A 20,918-nucleotide genomic window follows, 5' to 3' on the forward strand; every position below is an offset into this window, starting at 1 on the left:
CGCCCCCTTTATTTAATTTGGGTAACTACAAGTTTCTCCATATAGGTACTGATTTTATCGAGTAGACCTAATCCATCTGATTCTGCAACATTAGCCCCTGTTGCAGAGGCTTTTTTCATTGCTTTTTCAACGTGTTCTTGTTTCGGTAGCCATTCACTAAGAAATGCAGCAAGTGACGCATCGCCTGCACAAGCAGAACTGATCAAATTGATTGGCACAGCATTACAATACCAAACATGCTGACCATTTGAAAAGTAAAGACCTTTTTCCCCCATAGTTAATAAAATATTTTGAGCACCAAGTGAATGTACCGTTGATAATGATGCAATGACTTGTTCTGTCGTTTGGGTTTCTAATCCAAAAATCTCTTTCAGTTCATCATTATTGGGTTTAATTAATAGCGGTTTATAAGTAAGTAATTGAGCGAGTTTAGGATGACTGATATCTAAAATAACTTGAATATTTTTGGTTTGGCATATATCTAAAACAGCTTGATAATATTCAGGTTCGATATTATTAGGTAGACTACCACTGATGACTAAATAGCTATTGTGATTGAGTGAATCGATGATGTTTAGCATTTCAGTCTTTTTCTTATCAGGAACAAAAGGCCCTTTTCCCACGAGCTTATATTCATTTTGTCCATCATTAATAAAAACGTTAATGCGAGTGATATCATCGATAAAACAAGGTTTGATTTCGATCTGCATTTTGATGAGTTCATCAACAATATATTTACCCGAAAATCCTCCAAAAAAGCCCAATGCACATGTTGGTCTATTAAACTTTTTCAAAACAATTGAAACGTTAACGGCTTTACCATTGGGACTATATTCTGTATGTGAAGTACGATTCACTGAATTTGGATTTAGACCTTGGCAACGGATATTCATATCAATTGCCGTATTGAGTGTTAAAGTATAGATCATATGTTGACCTCTTAGAGTTTACCGGCACATCCACATGTTGTAATGATTTTTTTAACCACTTCTTTCATCGCTGCTTTTGCTGGTTTCATGTAATGTCGAGGATCATTGGCATTTGGATTTTCGATAAAATAGTGTTTTAGCGCATCAGAAAAGGCGATTTTGAGTTCTGTTGCTACATTGACTTTGCAAATACCACGTTGAATGCATTCACGGACATCTTTGTCCGGAACACCTGAAGCGCCATGTAATACCAGTGGAATATCCACCATGGAACGAATTTCAGAAAGTCGATCAAAATCTAATTTAGGTTCTGATTTATACAGACCGTGAGCTGTCCCAATTGCAATGGCAAGTGAATCAATTCCGGTTCTTTCAATAAATTCAACTGCTTGTTTAGGATTGGTATATAAAGCATCTTTAGCATCCACTACAAGATCATCTTCAACGCCACCAAGCCTACCTAATTCAGCTTCAACACTCACATCATAGCGGTGAGCATAATCAACAACGCGTTTTACTAACGCAATGTTTTCTTCAAAAGGGAAATGCGAACCATCAATCATGACTGAGCGTATTCCTGAATTAATTTTTTCAACAATATCATCGTATTCTTCGTGGTGATCGAGATGAACAGCTAATGGTACATTGTGTTTTTTAGATAACGCTTCGGCAATGGCAATAATATTTTCGGTACTGGCATAACTATAGGTACCTGGGGTGCCGGCTAAAATCACAGGGGACTGTAATTCGGCAACCGTTTCAACAACAACTTGCATGGTTTCTAGATTATGTATGTTAAAAGCTGGAACGGCATAATGTTCCTGCTGTGCTTTTTTTAACATATTATGACTTGAAATGATCGACATATGACAGCTCCTTAATTATCGATATTAATTCACTTTCAAGTATTCATTTTTTCAAATGAAACTTATTTTTATTTATTATGCTTTCAAAATGAAAGTTACGCTAGTGCGATTACCGTGAGGAGGATCACAAATTTTAATATTTGCTTAAGAAAATGAGGAATTTAAATTGGAAAAGTCGAGTTTTAATGGGTAACATTAGTTTCATAACTTTTAGATATGTAAGCTGGAATAATTAAGTTAGAACACTGTTTGCGAATTATTGTTGACCACTTGTATGATAAATTTTATTATCAACGTTCTTGATTTATTATATGTAATATAGGATATAAAAATTGACTAAAGTGTCTTCAGCCCTGTTAAAACGTCGGTTAGACATAGCAGAAATTGTGCGAAAAAAAGGTGAAGTAAAAGTTGATGAGTTATCATACATGCTTCAAGTTTCAACAGTAACTATCCGTCAAGATTTGACTTACTTAGAACATCAAGGGTATTTAAAACGTTCTTTTGGGGGAGCAATATACTTATCACCAGAAGCATCAATAAATAAAAACAATTTAACCAATGCTAATTATTCATCATTTATTGATGATCGTAATAACATTGACTTAGTAAAAAATTGTTTAAATTACATAAATGATGGAGATACTATTTTTTTGAGTCATGGTAGATTAACGAGAAAGCTCATCCCCTATCTATATTCCAAAAGATCTTTAACAATAATCATGAATGACCTCAATAATGCTCAACTTGCTAAAGAATTCACTGATGCAAATATTATCCTTATTGGGGGGATGTTATTAGAAGGTAATATACTACAAAATAATGGAATTGACCCTATTTTGAATGACTATCAAATCTCGCATTTTATAATAGAATTATGTGCTATTAACAATAATAATCAATTAATAATAGAAGATTTTGAACAGATTAATGCTTATCAGCAAGTGACTAAAAAAGCTCACCATATAATCGGTATTTTACCGCAAAGGGGTATTTGCAATGATGATCATAGCATTGGTAAATTGAAAAATCTGGATGTCGTCATTTTATCAAGACCTGCCGTCACCGAATATCATCAACAATTATTAGATTCAAATTTTAGACAATTTGCAGCAAATAAATTTAGTGTGACTTATCAAATGACTTAGGAGCATGATATGGATTTTAAGATTTGCACTATAGGAGAATTATTAGTTGAATTTTTAGCAAGCGAGCAGCATCAACGATTTGATCAAACAGGCGAATTTATTGGCCCTTTTCCAAGTGGTGCACCTGCAATTTTTGCAGATCAAGTTGCTAAATTAGGTTTTCCTGTTGTTTTTTTCAGTTGTGTTGGTAAAGACCCTTTTGGCAGAATGTGTGTTAATCGGCTCAAACGAGATGGAGTGATTACAGATGGCATCACTTTTCATGATAAAGCCAATACCGGAAGCGCTTTTGTTTCATATCGAAATTCAAATGAAAGGGACTTTATTTTCAATATTCCAAATAGTGCATGTGGTTTACTTTCCTTCAATCATATTATTGAAAATCTTCTAAAAGATTGTTCTCATTTACACGTTATGGGTTCTTCTCTCTACTCTTTTCGAGCAATTGATGCTATGCGCAAAGCACTGGACATCATCAAGCAAAATGGTGGGACTATTTCCTTCGATCCCAATTTACGCAAGGAGATGTTTAATATTCAGGAAATGGAGCAATCATTCGATTATATTATGGAATATACCGATATATTTTTGCCGAGTGAAAGTGAAGTTTACTATTTTGCTGATAATAATGATGAAAGTGAACTTGAAATCATGACTAAATTGCTTCAAAAAGGGATTAAACATATAGCTGTAAAATGTGGTGCTAAAGGCGCTAATTATTATGGATATGATGAAAATAATAAAATCAAAACGATGCATGTTGATGGTTTTAAAAGAGAATCGGTAGATCCAACCGGAGCGGGTGATTGTTTTGGAGCTACATTTGTCAGTTTAATGTTAGCCGGTTTTTCGGTTGAAAAAGCACTAGAATATGCTAATGCAAGTGGTGCGCTTGCGGTATCCAAAAAAGGACCAATGGAAGGGACTTCAACATTAACAGAATTGGACAAATTTATTTCCCATTCCAAAGATAATTAAATATTGTAAGTTTATTTTAAAGCGAAATAAAATCAAAAAAAATCCCAATAACAACGTTATTGGGAAAACATAAGGAATAGGAAAACAATGAAATAAATACATTGTCGAGTATATTATGCACCTTTTTTAAGTAAAAGTATGTAATTAGATGTAAATATTTTTCTAAATTGTCCGTATTTAATCCATTAATTTAACGTAAATTAACAAATTGGCATTGTAAAAACCAACTTAACATATTGATAATTCTATAAAAATATTTCAAGCAATGAGTTTAAAAAAAGTTTTCCATGTTCTGTAATTTTCCAATTTTTTTTATCATCACAAAGAAAATTTTTTTCAATGGCAATGTTTATTTGTTTTTCGATAGTCTTTAAAGGCAAAAAAGTTCGCTCTTCAAACTCGTATTTTGGGAACGATTCAAATAATCTAAAACGATTCATAAAAAATTCGAATGCAAGATCTTCCTTTGGTACGGTATAAGATTTTTCGATATAACGTCCTTCAAGATACCCTTTGGGGTGACGTGTTTTTACGGTACGAATAATATCTCTATTAGATTGGGTTATTTTACCATGTGCACCACATCCAATTCCTAAATAGTCACCAAATCGCCAATAATTTAAATTATGTTGGCATTTAAATTCTGGTTTCGCATAAGCTGATGTTTCATATTGCTGATAACCATGTTGAGTTAATAGCTGATGACCTAGTTGATAAATTTCCCATAACTTATCATCATCCGGAAGAACAGGTGGTTTAGAACCAAAAAGCGTATTAGGCTCAATGGTTAATTGATACCAGGATAAATGGGGAGGATCAATAGCGATTGCTTGTGTAAGATCAAATAGGGCATCGTCCAAACTTTGATCGGGGAGTCCATGCATTAGATCTAAATTAAAGCTGTTCAATTTTAGCTTATGTGCTAATTTCCCAGCATTGATTGCTTCCTGGGGATTATGAATACGTCCTAATTTGATGAGTTTATCGGTTTGAAAACTTTGAACTCCTATTGAAATACGATTTATTCCTGCTTGTTGATAGCCTGTAAATCTTTCTGCATCAACCGAATTTGGATTGGCTTCGATAGTGATTTCGGCATCTTTTTCAATTGGAATCAGTTCATTAACCTTTGTTAACAGATGATTAATTAATTCAGCAGAAAATAAACTTGGTGTACCACCGCCGATAAAAACCGAATGGATCGAGCGTTCAGAACAAAGTGCTATATCTTGCTGTAAATCTTTAATCAAATGATCAATATAAGCACGATAATCAGGTGTTTTTTTGATGGTGTGAGAATTGAAATCACAATAAGGACATTTTTGTACACACCAAGGCATATGTATATATAAGCTAAGTGGAATTTTATATGAAAACATCTGCCTATCCTAAAACTTAATAGCGGTTGATGAATGGTTATATAAATATTGCACTATTTTACTTCAATTCATAAAAAAAAGCTTTTTTTACTATTTTGGTATTTTTAAATTCCGTGTAAAGAGCGTACAATCACCATTAATTTTTCGATATTAATTATCGATAAGACTATTTTTGTAGGAGAAAATATGAGTATTGTTAACAACATTTTGGATAATGGTTTGTCAGCAGCGTCAATAAGCCCTTCAGTAAAACAATCGCATTTTGGTGAATTACCCATTTTAACGGTTAACCATAAAACATGCACGGCAGCGATATCATTACAAGGCGCGCATTTATTATTTTGGCAACCATCGACCGAAGCATCTCCAGTTATTTGGTTAAGTGAAAAAACCTTTTTTAAAAAAGGAACGGCTATCCGTGGTGGTGTACCCATTTGTTGGCCTTGGTTTGGGCAATTAGGTAATCCTTCACACGGTTTTGCTCGTATTGTTGAGTGGACGTTAGATTCTTGCCAAGAAGACGCTAATGGTGTCGATATCATCTTATCATTAACGAATAACCCACAAACTGAATCTTATTTCTCAAAACCGTTTAAAGTTTGGTTAACGATACATGTCGGCAAGAGCTGTGAAATCACATTAAGTTGTCAAGGTGATTTTGAAGTGACAAGTGCATTACATACCTATTTTGGTATTAGCGATATCGACAATGTAATAGTCAAAGGGTTAGGTGATACTTATCAAGATCGTTTGTCTGTTGAAAATAAGCCAACAATTAATGGACAATTAACCTTTAATCAAGAGGTTGATCGTATTTATACCCATGCTGAAAATACCATAACGATTGATGATACTTGTCGAACAATTCAGCTTACAAACATCAATGCTAGTGATGTTGTTACATGGAATCCATGGACAGATAAAGCTAAAGCGATGGCTGATTTTGATGACCAAGAATATAAAAAAATGGTGTGTGTTGAAAGTGCATGTATTAATCAAACACTCAAATTATCACCAACACAAAAAATGTCATATGGCTTTAAAATTAAATTGGTCTAATTTTGCAAAGCAAGTGATGTTTAAACGCAATCAATTTTATTGACAGCAGTTGATTAATTGTTTGCGTTTACAAGCATAACGCTTTATAATCCTCAAGCTTTTTTAAAGCACCAATTTCATAACCAACTACTGGGTCGCCTGTAATTGGTTTTTTATCTAAATAACATAGAGAAATAAACATGTTTACATTAAAAGCAGAAGTTAGAAAAGAGCATGGTAAGGGTGCGAGCCGCCGCCTGCGTCACGCTGGTCAATTCCCAGCAATTATTTATGGTGGAACTGAACCTGCAATATCTGTTGTGCTTGATCACAACCATGTTTTCAACATGCAAGAAAAACCAGAATTTTATTCTGAAGTGCTTACTATTGAAGTTGACGGTAAAGCTGTTAAAGCTAAAGTACAAGCAGTACAACGTCATCCATTCAAGCCTAAATTAGTTCATATGGACTTTGTTCGCGTATAAAGTGCACTATTAGGCTAAATCAATAAAGCTTATAGCAAAAGGTCACCGATATGGTGACCTTTTGTTTTTTATTTTTTAATGATGGCAAATGCCTATTATTATGATTTATAGCATTAACTGGGTGTACACTGGCTATTTAACATAATAGAATAAATCATATTGATATCATTTTAGTTAGGAGAAAACCATGTCTGATGTCCCAGCTTGCAATTTAGTTATTTTTGGTGCTAAAGGGGATTTGACGAGGCGTAAATTATTACCGTCTTTATATCAATTAGAAAAGTATGGAAAACTGCCTGAGGAAACCAAAATATTAGGCGTTGGTCGTGCCGATTGGGATAAAGTGGCTTATAGTGAAGTGGCTAAGGAAGCACTAACAACATTTATGTCAGAACCTTTAGATGAGAATATTTGGCGACGATTTAGTCAGCGCCTTAATTTTCATAAATTGGATGTTAATGATATCGCTGGTTTTAATGATTTAAAGAATAAACTTGAGCAAAATCGCACAGCTATTTTTTATTTTGCAATGCATCCAGGGACTTTTGGTACAATTTGTAAAGGTTTGGCCCATGCTGGTTTAAATCAAAAACACAATCGGATTGTGATGGAAAAACCACTTGGTACTGATTTACAGTCATCGCGAGACATTAATGATTCTGTCGCACAATTTTTCGATGAATCACAGGTTTACCGTATCGATCACTATTTAGGTAAAGAATCGGTTTTAAACCTTTTAGCTTTACGTTTTGCTAATCCGGTTTTTGCATCTTTATGGAATCGTAATTCTATCGATCATGTCGAAATTACCGTTGCTGAACAAGTCGGTATTGAAGGTCGATGGGGTTATTTCGATAAAGCGGGTCAAATGCGTGATATGGTTCAGAATCACTTATTACAAATTTTAACTATGATAGCTATGTCACCACCGGCTAATTTAAAAGATGAAAGTTTACGTAATGAAAAAATTGCTGTACTAAATGCACTTAGACCTATTGATAAAACAAACCTTAGGGAAAAAGTTGTACGTGGCCAATATACAGCTGGATTTGTTAATGGTATAAATGTTCCAGGCTATTTAGAAGAAGATGGAGCAAATAAAGAGAGTAGCACCGAAACTTTTGTTGCAATTCGCGTTGATATTGATAATTGGCGTTGGGCTGGAGTGCCATTTTATTTACGCACAGGCAAGCGCTTAGCCAGTAAATGTTCAGAAGTTGTGGTATATTTTAAATCATTACCACTTAATATATTTAGTGAATCATATCCTGAATTGCCACAAAATAAATTAACGATTCGATTGCAACCTGACGAAGGTTTAGATATTGAAATCTTAAATAAAGTACCGGGATTGGATAGTACTCATAATTTACAAACAACCAAACTTGACCTAAGTTTTAATGAAGCTTTTCAACAAAATAGTGCTGATGCTTATGAGCGATTATTACTCGAGGTAATGCGTGGACGTCAGGCATTATTTGTTCATCGTGATGAGGTTGAAGCCGCTTGGAAATGGGTCGATTCTATTATTAGTGCTTGGAATTCGGAAAAAGAACTCCCGAAAACTTATCAAGCAGGTACTTGGGGGCCGGTAGCTTCTGTCGCTTTAATTACTAAAGATGGGCATTCATGGCACGAATTTGAATAAAGGAACATAACTATGTTTACACTAAACAAATATGCAAATAGTCAAGTATTAAATGAAGAACTCACAGCTCGTATAGTTAACGATCTTAAGCAGGCTATAGAAAAAAAAGGACATGCATCTATTGCTGTTTCTGGCGGAAAAACGCCAATTCCTTTATTCACCTTGCTTAGTCAGCAAGACTTAGAGTGGAATCGAGTTTATATTACATTAGTTGATGATAGATGGGTCGACGATACTGACGATGCCAGTAATGAAAAATTAGTCATGACTTATTTATTACAAAATAAAGCAAAATTTGCTAATTTTGTTGGTTTAAAAAACAGTTGTGATAATCCGTTTGATGGTGCCGAAGTAACGGAACAGATTTTAGATAAAGTGCCGATGCCTTTTGATGTTTTGATTTTGGGAATGGGGGAAGATGGTCACACTGCTTCACTATTCCCAGGAGCAGATAATTTGAAATTGGGCTTGGACATGCACTCAAATCGTAAAGTAATCGGCATGACACCATTAACTGCGCCACTTGATCGTATCACATTAACACTACCAATCATATTAGGTAGTAAAAATATCTATTTACACCTAATTGGTGAAAGTAAGATTAAAGTTTTAGAACAAGCTGAAAAAGGCACCGATGTTAATCAAATGCCTATAAGAGCAGTTTTACAGCAAGATAAAGCCAATGTAGTAGGTTTTTGGGCTCCTCGTTAATTCAATATTTGTTTGCCAGCAAAAGCTGGCAACTAATTGTTTTAGTTATGCTTAAATTTTAACAAAATCATTAAACAACGAATTGTTATAAATTTAATATTTTAATCATCGCTGTTGCCAGTTTATTTTTATAAATAATATTTTACCTTTCTTTATATCTTCATGGTTTTAGATTCTATTACTGACACTCTATCTCGCTTTAATAAGCAACTTAGCTCAAGCTTCAATGCATTCTAAAATTTGTATGTTGAATGTCTTTATTAAATTAATTTAATGTAAAACCTATAGTTAGATTTAAATAAGCGAATTAAAAATCCAAACTACAATTATCGAAAAATTAATTAATTAAATAGCTATTATTTTGTAAATTTTTGTGGTAAAAAGTGGGGTTAAGTGGTAAAAAAGTATAAATTATTTAACGTTTTGATTTTTATGAAATTAAAATTATTAAAAATTTACCAATAATGGTGCTTAAATGTTTAGTGGTGCAATTTCAGTCAATATCGATAGCAAAGGGCGGATGGCTATTCCCACTCGCTATCGGGAATTATTGGCTGAAGGTATGGTATGCACTATAGGTTTATACCATCCATGCCTTGCCCTCTATTCAATGACGGAATGGAAAATAATTGAGCAACAACTTTCGACATTATCATCTATTGTCGAAGCTGAACGAAGAATTAAACGATTACTATTAGGTTATGCAACCGAATGTTCAATGGATAATTCGGGACGAATTTTATTACCACAAACGTTACGCACTTATGCCAAGTTAGAAAAACTGACAATGTTTGTTGGACAATCCAATAAATTTGAAATTTGGGATGAAGGAGTATGGTATCAACAAATTAGTGAGGATATTGCCGCACTACCCGCTGATATGGAAAATTTATCCTCTAATTTAAAAAATTTAACTATTTAAAAAGAGCTAAAAATTGAGCGATTATCAACATACTACTGTTTTATTAAACGAGGCAATAAACGCATTAAATATAAAAAAAGATGGCATCTATATTGATGGCACGTTTGGTCGTGGTGGTCATTCAAGAAAAATACTTGAGCAACTTGGTAAACAAGGAAAATTGATCGCCATAGATCGTGATGAGCGAGCAGAACAAACAGCCCAAAAAATAATTGATTCAAGATTTACATTCATTCGAGGCGAATTCTCGAATGTATATCAGTATATTGATTCTTTGGGACTATTAGGTCAAATAGATGGTTTCTTATTAGATCTGGGTGTATCTTCGCCTCAGCTTGATGATCCTGAACGTGGTTTTTCTTTTATGCGAGATGGTCCACTTGACATGCGAATGAATAATCATAAAGGTGTTACCGCAAGTGAATGGTTATTAAGTAGTGATGAAGAAGATATAGCTTGGGTATTAAAAACATTTGGTGAGGAAAAATTTGCGAAACGTATTGCAAAAGCGATTGTGGAGCAAAATAAAATTTCGCCTATAACACGAACATTAGAATTAGCTAATATTATAGAAAAGGCGACACCTAAAAAAGATAAAAATAAACATCCTGCAACACGTAGTTTTCAAGCTATACGTATTTATATTAATAGTGAATTAGAAGAGGTGGAACAAGCTTTAAATAGCAGTTTATCTGTGCTAGCTAATAAAGGAAGACTAGCTATTATTAGTTTCCATTCTTTAGAGGATAGAATCGTTAAGCAGTTTATAAATAGGCAAAGTAAAGGTCCAACTTTGCCAGCAGGATTGCCGTTAACAGAGCAGCAGATAAAGCAGTATGGTAGTGCAAAATTGAAGTCCCTTGGCAAAATAAAACCGAGTAATGATGAAATTGAAAAAAATCCACGTTCTCGAAGTGCAATATTGAGGGTAGCAGAAAGAAACAATGAACAGTAGCCAAAACAGTAATAATTATCATGACGGTATTTATGATGAAATAGATACTCAGCGTAAACCAAATAAAAGTTTATTTGGTTTAATCATTGGTGATTTGGTCAATCATCAAAAAATGTCTATTTTTTTATTAGTACTTATTGTTTTGTCTGCTGGTGCGGTATTAATTACGACTCAACAAGTTAGAAAGCAGTTATCTGAACGTGAGCGACTTCTTTTGGAGCAAGATGTTTTAGAAAGTGAATGGCGTAATCTAGTTATTGAAGAAAATGTATTAGCTGATCCAAAGCGAGTTGAGGCTAAAGCTAAAAATCAATTAGATATGTCTTATGTTACACCAGAAAATGAAACTGTTATTGTGATAAAGAGTAAATGATGAAATCTATCACTAAATCAAAAAAGACTGTTAAGAATAATAAAGTCAATAAATTGAATAGTAAAAAACAGTTTTTTTCACCTAGTCGATTTTATGTTGTATATGGTTTGATTGTGATTGCCATAATTGCATTAATTACTCAAATGGCAATTTTACAGATTATCCATCCTGATAAGCTGATAGCTGAGGGCAATAAACGCTCGTTGCGTCATCAGGATATGGATGCACCCAGAGCCATGATAACGGATCGAAATGGACGAGCTTTAGCTGTTAGTGTACCAATGTATGATGTTTGGGCAGACCCGAAAATAGTGATTCAAAAAGGGGGGGTAAATGCTAATGATGTTAGATGGAAAGGATTGTCAGCGGCTTTAAATATACCGATTGCTAACTTAGAACAAAAATTGAGTAATCCATCTACACGATTTGCTTATTTAGCTAAACAGGTTACACCAACGTTATCGGATTATTTAAAGCAGCTAAAATTACCAGGGGTTTCATTTGTTAAAACCTCTAAACGTTTTTATCCAGCTGCCGAAAATATAGCTCAATTGATTGGTTTGACAGATACCGATGAAAACGGAAATGAAAAAGGTTCAGAAGGAATTGAAAAAAGCTTTAATAAGTGGTTAATCGGCGAATCAGGACAACGAGTAATAAGACGTGACAGATTTGGACGTGTAATTGAAGAACTCGCACGGACTGAAAGTGAGAGAGCTTCAGATTTAGTCTTAAGTATTGATGAACGTTTGCAGTCATTAGTTTATAGCGAACTGAGTCAAGCTGTGCAATTTAATAAAGCTGATAGTGGCACAGCGGTATTGATTGATGTTCATACAGGTGAGATTTTGGCGATGGCAACTAGCCCATCTTATAATCCTAATAATCGTTCATCAATTGATTATAACTCGTTACGCAACCGTGCCATTACCGACGCTTTTGAACCCGGTTCAACTGTTAAACCATTAGTTGTAATGGCAGCTTTAGAAAAGAAGATTGCGAATTTAAACACGATTATCGATACGAGACCATTTTATGTAAACCGCTATGAAATTAAGGATGTTTCCTATCAAAAATCACTTAACTTAGCGGGTATATTAGAAAAATCAAGTAATGTTGGTGTCAGTAAATTAGCGTTACAAATGCAGCCAAGCGAACTGGTAGAATATTTTAGTCGATTTGGTTTAGGACATCCTACAGCATTAGGTTTAGGTGGTGAAGTGAGTGGTTCAATTGCCGCAGATAGAACTCGAAAATGGGCAGATATTGAACGAGCAACATTCTCATTTGGTTATGGATTGAATGTTACGCCATTACAATTAGCTAGAGCGTATGCAACCATTGGTAGTTATGGTGTTTATCGACCCGTTTCGATATTAAAAGTTAATGAACCAATTAAGGGTGAGCGAGTCGTACCGGAAAAAATTGCCAAAACGGTAGTTCATTTAATGGAAGCTGTTGCGGTAACAGGTGGTGGCACAAAAGCTTCTGTACCTGGTTATAGTGTTGCAGTGAAAACAGGTACGGCTAAAAAATTATCTGGTGGGCGATATGTTAATCAATATTTAGCCTATACAGCAGGAATTGCACCCTCTACGGCGCCAAAATATTCTTTGGTCGTTGTGATAGATAATCCTAAAGCAGGTCAATATTATGGGGGATCTGTTTCAGCGCCAGTTTTTAGCCGGATTATGGGGGGGGTTTTAAGAACAATGAATGTAAAACCAGATCGTCATGTTGATGGTCAAATGATTATTTATTAATAGGTGGTAAATGATGGCTATAAGTACATTTAAAAAATTAGTCAGTATATTAGGTGGAAAAAAAGATCGAACGATCAAAGATTTTCCTCTTAATCATTTACGCATCGATAGTCGAATGATTGAAAATAATGATGTATTCGTTGCTATTAAAGGAAGTGTTGTTGATGGTAAAACATTTATTACACAAGCCATTTTAGCTGGTGCTGCAGCAATATTAATTGAGACGAATCGGAAATCGAACGATCTCCATATAGATTATATCCAGCACGAAGACAAAAATATTCCTCAAATAAAAGTATTCCAATTATCTAAAAAATTATCTGTCATCGCCAGCAAATTTTATCATTCTCCTTCTAAAAAACTGTCAGTTATTGGTGTAACAGGAACCAATGGAAAAACGACAGTCACTCAGCTTATTGCCCAATGTGCTACGATATTAAATGAAAAAGTAGCCATTTTAGGGACAATAGGAAATGGTATATATAATCATCTTAAACCTTCCGAGAATACGACATCATCAGCTGTTGATATCCAAACTTATTTAGCTGATTTTGTGAAAAAACGGGTAAAAGTGGTTTCAATGGAAATTTCCTCCCATGGATTAACGATGAATCGCGTCAAAGGGATTACTTTTGCCGCAACCGTATTTACCAATTTGAGTCGAGATCATCTTGATTTTCATAAAACTATGGGAAAATATGCAAAATCAAAATGGTCGTTATTTAGTGCAGACGAAAAAGAAAAACAAGTTATTAGTGCAGGTAAATCTATAATTAATTATGATGATAAATATGGTAAGCGTTGGATTGAAAAACTTTCAAATGTTACCGCTGTATCATGTCAACCTAAATCATTAAGCCGATTAAAAAATTTAAATATACCTTATGTTGGCGTATCTATGATTGAATATCATGACAAAGGCGCTGAAATCCACATGCAATCGAGTTGGGGTAATACTGTTATCAATAGTCGATTGTTAGGAGAGTTTAATGTTTCAAATCTTTTATTATGCGTAGCGACCCTGCTAACACTCGATTTTCCGTTTTTTGCTGTTGTCAATATGGCTTCTTTCCTTAAACCTATCTGTGGTCGAATGGAAGTATTACACACGCATCATAGCCCAACTTTTATTATTGATTATGCTCACACCCCCGATGCCTTACAAAAGGCATTACAAGCAAGTCGTATTCATTGTAAAGGAAAATTATGGGTTGTTTTTGGTTGTGGTGGCGATAGAGACACAGGTAAAAGATCATTAATGGGGGATATAGCAGCACAATATGCTGATAATATCATTTTGACAAATGATAATCCTCGTACAGAAGATGAGATGAAAATTATTAATGATATCCAACAAGGCTTGGTGAATAACAAAAATGTATACGTTATTACTGATAGAGTTACTGCTATAAAAAAAGCATTTTCCAAAGCCAAACCAAATGATGTGATATTAATTGCGGGCAAAGGTCATGAAGATTACCAAATCGTTGGAAAAACTAAACATCACTATTCAGATCAAGAAACAGTGAAACAGCTTTTAGGAGTAGAGAATCAATCATGATTCCATTAAATATTGAGCAAATCAGAACAATAGTAAACGGTGAATCATTTAATGTTCAATGCGATGAGTCAACCGTAGCATTTATTTGTACTGATTCACGTAAAATTACAAAACAATCTCTTTTTATTGCGCTTGTTGGTGAACATTTTGATGGGCATGCATTTGCCTTACAAGCGATTAAAGACGGTGCGGTTGCCGTCATGGTTAATCATAAAATTGAGGATAATTCTATTCCACAAATAGTGGTTAAGGACACGCGTCTGGCGTTGGGTCTAATTGCTGGTTATATCCGTAATCAAAGTTACGCTAAAATTGTTGCCTTGACAGGCTCATCCGGTAAAACATCTGTAAAAGAAATGACTGCCACTATTTTGCAAAATTGTGGAACAACGCTTTATACGCAAGGTAATTATAATAATGACATTGGTGTACCATTAACACTTTTAAGACTAACAAAAGAAGATCAATTTGCTGTGATAGAGCTGGGCGCCAATCATATTGGAGAAATTTCATATACAACCCAGTTAGTTCATCCACAAACTGCATTAATTAATAATATTGCTGAAGCGCATATTGAAGGTTTTGGCTCACTTGAAGGTGTCGCTACCGCAAAAGGTGAGATTTTTGAAGGGTTGACTAAAGATGGTATTGCTATCATCAATTTAGATAGCTGTTCAGATAAATGGTTTGAGCAATTAACAGATAAAACTGTTTGGACTTTTTCATTAGAAAATCCATTAGCCAATTTTTATGCAAGTCATATTAAAATGGCAGATGTGACCACATTTAAATTACATACACCGTTTGGTGAATGCGAAATCCAATTACCATTAATAGGGTTACACAATATTTCAAATGCAATTGCAGCTTCAGCTTTAGCGATTTCTGTCGGAGCAAGCTTAGATCGCATTCAACAAGGATTATCAATATTAAAGCCAGTTAAAGGAAGGCTTTTCCCGATTAAATTAAACCAAAATCAATTAATTTTGGATGATACTTATAATGCCAATGTCGGTTCAATGTCTGCTGCAATTAATGTTTTAGCAAATCAATCAGGTTATAAAGTTTTAGTTGTAGGCGATATGGCTGAATTAGGGCAAGACGCTCAAAAGTATCATCAACAAATTGGTGAGCTTGCTAAACAACAAAAATTGGATTGTGTTGTTAGTGTTGGTCAGTTGAGTCAATTTGTTAGTCAATCAAGTGAAGTCGGTCATCATTTTAATGATAAACAAGAAGCAACAAATTATATCATAACGTTATTGCGTCAATATCCAAATTTAACCATGCTAGTGAAAGGTTCACGCAGTGCAAAAATGGAAGACGTTATAGAACAAATTAAACAACAAAAAATAAATCAGGGTTAAAAACTATGTTGGTTTGGATATCAGAATATTTAGTTAAACATTTTTCTTTTTTTAACGTGTTCTCTTATTTGACTGTGAGAGCAATTTTAGGCTTATTAACCTCTTTAGCGATATCGATAATTATGGGGCAAAAAGTCATTGACTGGTTACAAAAGTTACAGATTGGACAAGTAATACGTAATGATGGACCTGAATCCCATTTAAGTAAAAAAGGAACGCCAACAATGGGAGGAACGTTAATCGTTGCCTCAATTTCATTATCAGTATTTCTTTGGGCTGATTTAAGAAACCCTTATGTCTGGGTAACATTATTTGTTCTAGTTGGATATGCCATCATTGGCTTTACGGATGATTATCTGAAAGTGATTCGAAAAAATACCGATGGTCTTATCGCCAGATGGAAATATTTTTGGCAATCTGTTATTGCTCTCATTGTGGCTTTTGGTCTTTATGCATATGGCAAAGATAGCTCTGTAACCGTATTGGTTGTGCCATTTTTTAAAGATGTCATGCCTCAACTAGGTATTGGATTTATTTTACTCACTTATGTTGTGATTGTTGGATCGGGTAATGCTGTTAATTTAACAGATGGACTTGATGGACTTGCAATTATGCCAACGGTATTTGTGGCAGCGGGCTTAGCGCTGGTATCGTGGGCGACAGGTAATACACACTTTGCAGAATATTTGCATATACCTTATATCAAATTTAGTGGTGAATTGATGATTGTTTGTACAGCGATCATTGGTGCAGGACTTGGTTTTTTATGGTTTAACACTTATCCCGCTATGGTATTTATGGGAGATGTAGGATCACTGGCTTTAGGTGGTGTGCTTGGAATTATCGCGGTACTTTTACGCCAAGAATTTTTATTACTTATCATGGGGGGCATATTTGTTGTCGAAACCCTATCGGTAATTCTACAAGTTGGTTCTTTTAAATTACGTGGTAAACGAATTTTCAAAATGGCTCCAATCCATCATCATTATGAATTAAAAGGATGGCCGGAACCTCGGGTTATTGTGCGTTTTTGGATTATTTCGTTAATGCTTGTATTAATAGGGTTATTAACCTTGAAATTACGGTAATTAAATTAAATCAGGATTGAATCATGATTAGCTATCAAGGTAAAAATGTTGTTATCATCGGGTTAGGTGTCACAGGGCTTTCTTGTGTTAACTATTTTCTTGCCCAAAATGTTATTCCTAAAGTGATTGATACCCGTTTATTACCTTCAGGATTAGAACAATTAGATCAACGGGTTGCCTATCATTTAGGCGATTTGAATGTCGATTGGCTATTTGATGCGGATTTAATAATTGTCAGTCCTGGTATCGCTCTATCAACCCCTGAACTCAAACAAGCTACTGATAAAGGTATCGAAATCATTGGTGATATTGAGCTATTTTGTCGTGAAGTTAATCAACAACCCAATAAAAAAATTGTGGCAATCACCGGTGCCAATGGTAAAACGACGGTGACGACATTAGTTGGTGAAATTGTTAAGTCAGCTGGTATCAAAGTGGGTGTCGGTGGCAATATAGGTCAACCTGCACTCTCTTTACTGGCTCAAGATTGTGATGTGTATGTACTTGAGCTGTCAAGCTTCCAACTTGAAACCACACACACTTTACATGCAACGGTTGCAACGATTTTGAATATCTCAGAAGATCATATGGATAGGTATCCTTTAGGACTCAAGCAATATGTAGAGGCTAAACAACGAATTTATGTGAATGCAGAATATTGTGTAGTAAATCATGATGATAAATTAACTTTTCCAAAAGGCAAAGAAAGTCATAATGTGTTTTTTGGATTACATGCAGGCGATTATCATTTGGATAATGATTGTGCACATTTGATTGCGCAGGAAAAACCTGTTTTATCGACTAAAACAATGAAACTAACGGGAAGCCATAATTATCTCAATGCGTTAGCCGCATTAGCTATTGCAGATAAATTATCAATATCACGACAATCTAGTTTAGCGACAATAGCCAACTTTCATGGTTTACCTCATCGTTTTGAATTAGTTTTGGAACAAAATGGGGTCAAATGGATTAATGATTCTAAAGCAACCAATGTGGGCAGTACGGAAGCTGCTTTGAAAAGTGTTGTATGTCATGGAAAATTATTTTTATTGCTTGGCGGTGATGGAAAATCAGCGGATTTTTCTCCACTAATTCCTTATTTAAAAAATAGTCACCTTGAAATTTTTTGTTTTGGTCGAGATCGTGAGTTATTAGCAAAATTAGCCCCCAACATCACAACAATGACAGCGACATTAGCTGAGGCTATGCAAATAATCGCTCAAAAAGTGGTGGCTAATGATGTCGTTTTACTCTCACCTGCTTGTGCAAGTTTAGACCAATTTAAAAACTATATAGAGCGAGGAAATCAATTTGCACTTCTGGCAAAGCAATATGCCCAAAGGGGTGAAAAATGATCTCGCTGGCCATAAAAAAGCAAGTTAATCCTCATGTCCCTTTTGATAATCAATTGCTTTGGACGATTTTTGGATTGATGATATTCGGCTTAGTGATGGTGACATCAGCGTCAATGTCATCAAATGATAATAATCCTTTTTTCTATACTCAGCGTGAACTCATACAGCTAGGTATTTCGCTTGTTTTGATGTGTATAACGTTATCGATTCCAATGAAACGTTGGCAGCAATTTGGAACTGTATTACTCATTATGACAATTATCATGCTTGTTGCTGTTTTAGGCGTGGGGTCTTCCATTAATGGTGCAGCGAGATGGATTCCGCTAGGCGTATTTAACTTTCAACCGGCCGAGCTTGCTAAATTGGCTTTATTTGTTTTTTTAGCAAGTTATTTGACTCGAAAGTCAGATGAAGTACAAAGTGGATTTTGGGGATTTTTTAAACCAATGGTCGTCATGGCCGTGCTTTCTATTTTACTATTACTTCAACCCGATTTAGGCACAGTTATTGTATTATTTATTGTTACTATTGGAATTCTCTTTATCGCTGGTGCTAAGCTATGGCAATTTATCGCTATTTTATCAACAGGTGTAGTGGCAGTTGTTAGTTTAATTCTGTTTGAATCTTACCGTTTAAAGCGACTGTTAACCTTTCTCAACCCGTGGGAAGATGCAAATGGAGTTGGCTATCAATTAGTCAATTCATTAATAGCAATTGGTAATGGCGGTTTTGCAGGACAAGGAATAGGAAATTCTGTTCAAAAATTAGGTTATTTACCTGAATGTCATACTGATTTTATCTTTTCAATTATTTCTGAAGAGCTTGGTTTTGTTGGCGTTATGATGTTACTGACCTTGCTCTTTCTTTTGACATTTAAAGCTATGGCAATAGGTTATCGAGCTTTGAACGAAGGCTCCCAGTTTTCTGGATATTTAGCTTGTGAAATTGGTATTTGGTTCGGATTTCAAACGTTTGTTAACATTGGGGTAACATCAGGTATGCTTCCTACAAAAGGGTTAACATTACCATTTATTAGTTATGGTGGTTCAAGTTTAATTGTTATGAGTATTGCAGTAGCAATATTATTTCGAATCGATTTTGAATTTAGGCAACAACAGGCACAAGCAAGAATAAGGTCAATAAAATAATGAAAAAGTTATTAGTCATGGCAGGTGGTACGGGAGGGCATGTTTTTCCAGGTATTGCTGTTGCACATTATTTAATGAAACAGGGTTGGCAAGTCAGATGGCTTGGCACAGCAGATCGAATGGAAGCGCATCTAGTTCCTGCAAATGGTATCGAGATTGATTTTATAGAGATATCGGGTCTACGAGGTAAAGGAATTGGTGCAATGCTAAAAGCACCTTATAAAATTTTAAAAGCGGTTCTACAAGCCAGAAAAATCTTAAAAACTTATCAACCTGATGTTGTACTTGGTATGGGAGGGTATGTGTCTGGGCCGGGTGGCATTGCAGCGAAGACATTAGGAATTCCTGTCGTATTACATGAGCAAAATGGTGTAGCAGGGTTAACTAATAAGTGGCTTGCAAAAATTGCAACTAAAGTTTTACAAGCATTTCCGACTGCTTTTCCAAAAGCTGAAGTAGTAGGAAATCCTGTTCGTGACGATTTATTAACTATTGCTGAACCTAACGAACGTTTTGAAGATCGTCAAGGACCAATTAGAGTTTTAGTTATGGGCGGAAGTCAAGGGGCAAAAGTACTCAATGAGGTTGTTCCTAAGGTTATGACAAAATTGTCCGATAACTTTGTTGTTTGGCATCAAACAGGAAAAGGCATGCTAGAACCTGTTATGCGAGCCTATCAAGATTGTGATATGACGGTAAATAAAGTAACAGAATTTATTACGGATGTGGCAGAAGCTTATCGTTGGGCGGATATTGTGATTTGTCGCAGTGGGGCATTAACGGTAAGTGAAATCGAAGTTGTTGGAATTGGTGCCATTTTCGTCCCATTTATGCATAAAGATCGCCAGCAATTTTGGAATGCTAAATCGCTTTCCGATATTGATGCTGCAAAGATTATTGAACAACCCGACTTTAACAGCGAATCATTAATGAGTGTGTTAAGAAATTTAAATAGAGATAAATTAATCGAAATGGCGGTTAAGGCGAAAAGTCTATCTATCATAAATTCTACCGAAAAGGTAGCAGAAACGTTAAAATCAGTGATAAAATAATTAGTTTTTGATATAACTTTATGTAATAATCTTGTCAAGATGTTTTAGGTAAGGTCGATGTTTAAATAGTAACGGCATTGAGTATAAAAAATAGATTTTTACAAACTTAAATAAGCTCAATAAAAGGTTAACAAAAATACTCAACTAGA

At 34.9% G+C, this 20,918-nt stretch carries 19 protein-coding genes; 16 read left to right on the forward strand and 3 right to left on the reverse strand.

Features of this window, described 5'->3' with window-relative positions; all coding sequences use genetic code 11:
- Window positions 1–8 precede the first annotated feature (8 nt).
- Together GYM75_RS02345 and GYM75_RS02350 are read right to left on the reverse strand one after the other, a co-directional pair.
- Window positions 9–929 (reverse strand): 1-phosphofructokinase family hexose kinase, encoded by a 921-nt coding sequence (locus GYM75_RS02345; RefSeq protein WP_220216576.1) that lies wholly within the window; start codon window positions 927–929, stop codon window positions 9–11.
- Window positions 930–940: 11 nt separating this feature from the next.
- The gene (locus GYM75_RS02350; protein WP_220216577.1) at window positions 941–1,795 is read right to left on the reverse strand and encodes a tagatose bisphosphate family class II aldolase; all 855 of its coding nucleotides are present in this window, start codon (window positions 1,793–1,795) and stop codon (window positions 941–943) included.
- A 341-nt stretch (window positions 1,796–2,136) separates the two neighbouring features.
- Here GYM75_RS02350 and GYM75_RS02355 point away from each other — a divergent pair, with 341 nt between their 5' ends.
- Both GYM75_RS02355 and GYM75_RS02360 read left to right on the forward strand, forming a co-directional pair.
- Window positions 2,137–2,943, forward strand: a complete 807-nt coding sequence (locus GYM75_RS02355) for a DeoR/GlpR family DNA-binding transcription regulator (protein ID WP_255556885.1) — start codon at window positions 2,137–2,139, stop codon at window positions 2,941–2,943.
- Between the two features lie 9 nt (window positions 2,944–2,952).
- Window positions 2,953–3,921, forward strand: a complete 969-nt coding sequence (locus tag GYM75_RS02360; RefSeq protein ID WP_220216579.1) for a sugar kinase — start codon at window positions 2,953–2,955, stop codon at window positions 3,919–3,921.
- Between the two features lie 245 nt (window positions 3,922–4,166).
- Here GYM75_RS02360 and hemW read toward each other — a convergent pair whose 3' ends face one another.
- Window positions 4,167–5,300 carry a radical SAM family heme chaperone HemW gene (gene hemW, locus GYM75_RS02365; protein ID WP_220216580.1) on the reverse strand — a complete coding sequence of 378 codons (1,134 nt, stop codon included), beginning with the start codon at window positions 5,298–5,300 and terminating at the stop codon, window positions 4,167–4,169.
- Between the two features lie 186 nt (window positions 5,301–5,486).
- Here hemW and GYM75_RS02370 point away from each other — a divergent pair, with 186 nt between their 5' ends.
- The 14 genes from GYM75_RS02370 to murG all read left to right on the forward strand — a co-directional run bounded on the left by GYM75_RS02370 (window position 5,487) and on the right by murG (window position 20,769).
- Window positions 5,487–6,359, forward strand: a complete 873-nt coding sequence (locus GYM75_RS02370; RefSeq protein WP_220216581.1) for a D-hexose-6-phosphate mutarotase — start codon at window positions 5,487–5,489, stop codon at window positions 6,357–6,359.
- A 179-nt stretch (window positions 6,360–6,538) separates the two neighbouring features.
- Window positions 6,539–6,823: a 50S ribosomal protein L25 gene (gene rplY / locus GYM75_RS02375; protein ID WP_220216582.1), complete on the forward strand. Its 285-nt coding sequence runs from the start codon at window positions 6,539–6,541 to the stop codon at window positions 6,821–6,823.
- 187 nt (window positions 6,824–7,010) lie between these two features.
- A complete protein-coding gene (zwf, locus tag GYM75_RS02380) occupies window positions 7,011–8,471 on the forward strand; it encodes a glucose-6-phosphate dehydrogenase (protein WP_220216583.1) in 1,461 nt (486 codons plus the stop codon).
- A 12-nt stretch (window positions 8,472–8,483) separates the two neighbouring features.
- Window positions 8,484–9,182, forward strand: coding sequence for a 6-phosphogluconolactonase (pgl, locus tag GYM75_RS02385; protein WP_220216584.1), 699 nt, complete (start codon window positions 8,484–8,486; stop codon window positions 9,180–9,182).
- Window positions 9,183–9,657: 475 nt separating this feature from the next.
- Window positions 9,658–10,104 carry a division/cell wall cluster transcriptional repressor MraZ gene (mraZ, locus tag GYM75_RS02390; protein ID WP_220216585.1) on the forward strand — a complete coding sequence of 149 codons (447 nt, stop codon included), beginning with the start codon at window positions 9,658–9,660 and terminating at the stop codon, window positions 10,102–10,104.
- A 13-nt stretch (window positions 10,105–10,117) separates the two neighbouring features.
- Window positions 10,118–11,059, forward strand: coding sequence for a 16S rRNA (cytosine(1402)-N(4))-methyltransferase RsmH (gene rsmH / locus GYM75_RS02395; protein ID WP_220216586.1), 942 nt, complete (start codon window positions 10,118–10,120; stop codon window positions 11,057–11,059).
- Window positions 11,049–11,432: a cell division protein FtsL gene (gene ftsL, locus GYM75_RS02400; RefSeq protein ID WP_220216587.1), complete on the forward strand. Its 384-nt coding sequence runs from the start codon at window positions 11,049–11,051 to the stop codon at window positions 11,430–11,432. The genes rsmH and ftsL overlap by 11 nt, the downstream gene beginning before the upstream one ends.
- A complete protein-coding gene (gene ftsI / locus GYM75_RS02405; RefSeq protein WP_370632152.1) occupies window positions 11,432–13,195 on the forward strand; it encodes a peptidoglycan glycosyltransferase FtsI in 1,764 nt (587 codons plus the stop codon). The genes ftsL and ftsI overlap by 1 nt, the downstream gene beginning before the upstream one ends.
- Before the next feature lie 13 nt (window positions 13,196–13,208).
- A complete protein-coding gene (gene murE, locus GYM75_RS02410) occupies window positions 13,209–14,756 on the forward strand; it encodes a UDP-N-acetylmuramoyl-L-alanyl-D-glutamate--2,6-diaminopimelate ligase (protein WP_220216589.1) in 1,548 nt (515 codons plus the stop codon).
- Window positions 14,753–16,123 (forward strand): UDP-N-acetylmuramoyl-tripeptide--D-alanyl-D-alanine ligase, encoded by a 1,371-nt coding sequence (gene murF, locus GYM75_RS02415; RefSeq protein ID WP_220216590.1) that lies wholly within the window; start codon window positions 14,753–14,755, stop codon window positions 16,121–16,123. Before murE ends, murF begins: the two co-directional genes overlap by 4 nt.
- 5 nt (window positions 16,124–16,128) lie before the next feature.
- Window positions 16,129–17,211, forward strand: a complete 1,083-nt coding sequence (gene mraY, locus GYM75_RS02420; protein WP_220216591.1) for a phospho-N-acetylmuramoyl-pentapeptide-transferase — start codon at window positions 16,129–16,131, stop codon at window positions 17,209–17,211.
- Window positions 17,212–17,234: 23 nt separating this feature from the next.
- Window positions 17,235–18,569 carry a UDP-N-acetylmuramoyl-L-alanine--D-glutamate ligase gene (murD, locus tag GYM75_RS02425; RefSeq protein WP_220216592.1) on the forward strand — a complete coding sequence of 445 codons (1,335 nt, stop codon included), beginning with the start codon at window positions 17,235–17,237 and terminating at the stop codon, window positions 18,567–18,569.
- Window positions 18,566–19,717 carry a cell division protein FtsW gene (gene ftsW, locus GYM75_RS02430; protein ID WP_220216593.1) on the forward strand — a complete coding sequence of 384 codons (1,152 nt, stop codon included), beginning with the start codon at window positions 18,566–18,568 and terminating at the stop codon, window positions 19,715–19,717. The genes murD and ftsW overlap by 4 nt, the downstream gene beginning before the upstream one ends.
- A complete protein-coding gene (murG, locus tag GYM75_RS02435) occupies window positions 19,717–20,769 on the forward strand; it encodes an undecaprenyldiphospho-muramoylpentapeptide beta-N-acetylglucosaminyltransferase (RefSeq protein ID WP_220216594.1) in 1,053 nt (350 codons plus the stop codon). Before ftsW ends, murG begins: the two co-directional genes overlap by 1 nt.
- The last annotated feature ends 149 nt before the right edge of the window (window positions 20,770–20,918 follow it).

Origin of the sequence: Gilliamella sp. ESL0441, assembly GCF_019469185.1 — a bacterium.
In the GTDB taxonomy this organism is placed as follows: domain Bacteria; phylum Pseudomonadota; class Gammaproteobacteria; order Enterobacterales; family Orbaceae; genus Gilliamella.

Coding starts and splice junctions, on each gene's coding strand:
- GYM75_RS02345 (WP_220216576.1), bottom strand. CDS start 929: ATGATCTATACTTTAACACTCAATACGGCAATTGATATGAATATCCGT.
- GYM75_RS02350 (WP_220216577.1), bottom strand. CDS start 1,795: ATGTCGATCATTTCAAGTCATAATATGTTAAAAAAAGCACAGCAGGAA.
- GYM75_RS02360 (WP_220216579.1), top strand. CDS start 2,953: ATGGATTTTAAGATTTGCACTATAGGAGAATTATTAGTTGAATTTTTA.
- hemW (WP_220216580.1), bottom strand. CDS start 5,300: ATGTTTTCATATAAAATTCCACTTAGCTTATATATACATATGCCTTGG.
- GYM75_RS02370 (WP_220216581.1), top strand. CDS start 5,487: ATGAGTATTGTTAACAACATTTTGGATAATGGTTTGTCAGCAGCGTCA.
- rplY (WP_220216582.1), top strand. CDS start 6,539: ATGTTTACATTAAAAGCAGAAGTTAGAAAAGAGCATGGTAAGGGTGCG.
- zwf (WP_220216583.1), top strand. CDS start 7,011: ATGTCTGATGTCCCAGCTTGCAATTTAGTTATTTTTGGTGCTAAAGGG.
- pgl (WP_220216584.1), top strand. CDS start 8,484: ATGTTTACACTAAACAAATATGCAAATAGTCAAGTATTAAATGAAGAA.
- mraZ (WP_220216585.1), top strand. CDS start 9,658: ATGTTTAGTGGTGCAATTTCAGTCAATATCGATAGCAAAGGGCGGATG.
- ftsL (WP_220216587.1), top strand. CDS start 11,049: ATGAACAGTAGCCAAAACAGTAATAATTATCATGACGGTATTTATGAT.
- ftsI (WP_370632152.1), top strand. CDS start 11,432: ATGAAATCTATCACTAAATCAAAAAAGACTGTTAAGAATAATAAAGTC.
- murE (WP_220216589.1), top strand. CDS start 13,209: ATGGCTATAAGTACATTTAAAAAATTAGTCAGTATATTAGGTGGAAAA.
- murF (WP_220216590.1), top strand. CDS start 14,753: ATGATTCCATTAAATATTGAGCAAATCAGAACAATAGTAAACGGTGAA.
- mraY (WP_220216591.1), top strand. CDS start 16,129: ATGTTGGTTTGGATATCAGAATATTTAGTTAAACATTTTTCTTTTTTT.
- murD (WP_220216592.1), top strand. CDS start 17,235: ATGATTAGCTATCAAGGTAAAAATGTTGTTATCATCGGGTTAGGTGTC.
- ftsW (WP_220216593.1), top strand. CDS start 18,566: ATGATCTCGCTGGCCATAAAAAAGCAAGTTAATCCTCATGTCCCTTTT.
- murG (WP_220216594.1), top strand. CDS start 19,717: ATGAAAAAGTTATTAGTCATGGCAGGTGGTACGGGAGGGCATGTTTTT.